This window comes from Chitinophaga sp. (genome assembly GCF_036569125.1).
GTDB lineage: Bacteria > Bacteroidota > Bacteroidia > Chitinophagales > Chitinophagaceae > Chitinophaga.
In genome coordinates this window covers 1-2,726 of record NZ_DATCRF010000199.1, presented here as the reverse complement: position 1 = coordinate 2,726, position 2,726 = coordinate 1, and the positions used below count along the sequence as shown (strand labels likewise).

At 49.2% G+C, this 2,726-nt stretch carries 1 protein-coding gene; it reads right to left on the bottom strand.

Features of this window, described 5'->3' with window-relative positions:
• A partial coding sequence (locus VIM87_RS07190; protein WP_331996325.1) for a condensation domain-containing protein occupies positions 1 to 2,726 on the bottom strand: 2,726 nt, incomplete at both ends.

Genomic DNA, 2,726 nt, shown 5'->3' with positions numbered 1-2,726 from the left:
GGTCATTTCCACGCCATCCAACCGCAGGGCTATGTTATCCGGTGTTAAAGCGGCCTGTGTTTCCAGCAAGCCATGCAGCGTACCGTTAGTTGCATATGGTACTACTGTATCATTGAAGGTATATAACAGCGCCTGTTTTTCGCCAGCAGTTAATATATCCATTGCCGTAAGAGCCGTGTTACTGTTCCGTACAATCCCTTCCAGCACATTCTTATAATGCGTAAGCATGCGCTGTACCCTGCTTTCGCGAAAAAGGTCTGTATTATATTCCAGCAGCAGCTGCAAGCCATCCGTAGTTTCCGTGATATTAAAAATGAGATCAAACTTCGTGGTATTGCTGCTGAAGGGATAAGCCGATACGCTCAACCCTTCCGGTGCAGTGTAAGCCTGACCCATGCCTGCATTCTGTAATACCAGCACCACATCAAACAAAGGAGAGCGGTTGGTATCTCTTTCCAGCTGCAGCTCATTCACCAGGCGGTCAAAGGGGTATACCTGGTGCTCAAAACCATCCAGCACAGTTTTGCGCACCTGTTGCAGCAGCTCTGTAAAAGTGCCGGTGCCGGAAAACTGTGTGCGCAGTGCAAGCGTATTGATGTAAAAACCTAACTGGTCTTCCAGCTCCACGTAGTCACGGCCGGCTATGGGCGTGCCTATCACCATATCTTCCTGGTATGCGTAGCGGTATAATAAAGCATGTAAGGCTGCCAGCAATACCATGAACAAGCTGGCATCCTGCTGCCGGCCTAAAGTGGTGAGCGCCTGCTGCAAGGCAGCATCTACCTGCAAGCTAACAGAGCTGCCGTTATAGGTTTTCACAGCAGGTCTTTGAAGATCAGGGTACAGCTCCAGCTTGGGAACACCGGCGGCAAATTGTGTATGCCAGTAATCGCGGTGCTGTTGCAGATTATTACCACTCAGCTGCTCCTGCTGCCAGTGTACATAATCTTTGTATTGAATAGCCAACGGCGCCAGCGCCTCGCGTGTTCCCTGTGTATAGGACTGATACAGGTTCACCAGCTCTCCAAAGAAAACAGCTACGGACCAGCCATCAGAAATGATATGATGCATCACTATCACCAACACCTGCTCATCTGCAGACAGCCTGTAAAGTTTCACCTGCAGCAGCGGACCATTTTCCAGGTCAAACACTACGGCGGTATCATTGGTTACGTGTGTTTGCAGCTCCTGCTCAGGATCACGGGTATTGCTCAGATCAATCACTGGCAGGGTAAAGCGGAAAGCTGCTGCTGTCTGCACTTTCTGGCGGGGTGTTTCTGCTATGGTAATAAATGTAGTGCGCAATATTTCATGCCGCGTTATGAGCGCGGCAAATGCTTTTTCCAGCGCGTCTGTATCCAGCTGGCCTTTTAAGCGGAAGGCATTGGCCATGTTGTAGGCCGTTTTACCTTCATTGAACTGGTCCAGCACCCAAAGCCGGCGCTGCCCGTCAGACAGCGGATAATGTTCCTGTACCGGCTGCGGTACTATAGCGGGTTTTGTTTCTGCCGTACTGTTCGTGATCAGCACTGCCAGCTGCGCAATGCTGGGGTGATCAAATACATCGCGGATGCGCAGGTTCACTGCAAATGTTTTATAGATGCGGGATATAAGCTGTGTTACTTTCAGTGAATTACCGCCTATACGAAAAAAGGATACTTTTCTTCCGGTCTGCTTTACACCCAGGATCTCTTTCCAGATGCTTTCCAGCTGCTGTTCTGTTGAATTGGTTACCGCTTCGTAGCTGGCAGCATCCACCACAATAGCTTCAGGCCGGGGCAGCTGTTTCTTATCCACCTTTCCATTGGCATTCAGCGGAAATTTTTCCAGCTGTATAAAGTAACCGGGGATCAGGCTCTCATTCAGCAATCCTTTTAGATGCTGGCGCAGTGCAGCTTCCGGGATGGCAGTGCCGGTATAATAACACACCAGCTCATGCTGGTGATCGTTATTCTGCCAGGTAATCACCTGGGCTTCACTAACACCATTCATTTCCAGCACGGCCTGTTTTATTTCATTCAGCTCTACACGGATACCGTTGATCTTCACCTGTTCATCCGTGCGGCCCAGTATTTCCACGCTACGGTCGTGCAGGTATCTTCCCAGGTCGCCGGTTTTATAAATAATGTCTGTACGGTCTTTGATCAGCGGGTTTTGAACAAACACGGTTTTTGTTAAGGCTTCATTTTTAAAATAGCCTTTGGTCATGAAAGGGGTTTTGATATACACTTCGCCGGTTTCGCCAATACGGCATAGCTGCCCGTTATTGTTGAGGATAATAAGCGCGGTATCTGCAATGGGCTTGCCTACATGTATGGGCTGTGAAGGCGCTTCCGCTACTTCGCGGATGCGGTGAAAGCTTTTAATGAGCGTGGTTTCAGAGGGGCCGTAAAAATTCACCAGCTCCACATGATCGCCTGCTACAGCACGGAAAGTGTGAACATCTTTTGCATATAATAATTCCCCGGCCATTATTACCTGTTGCAGCTTGCTGAAATACCCGGCTGCAGGTACTGTTTGCAGCTCTTTGAGCATTAAGCGCAGCAACGAAGGCACGCAGTGCATGAGCGTAATGCCGGTATCATTGATCCAGTCTATCAGCTTAGAAATATTGCTTTTAATTTCTTCACCCGGTATACACAAGGTACCGCCACTGCATAAGGGTACAAAAATATCGCGGAGGGATGCGTCAAAGGTGAACTGGATCAGCTGGCTTACGCGGCAGT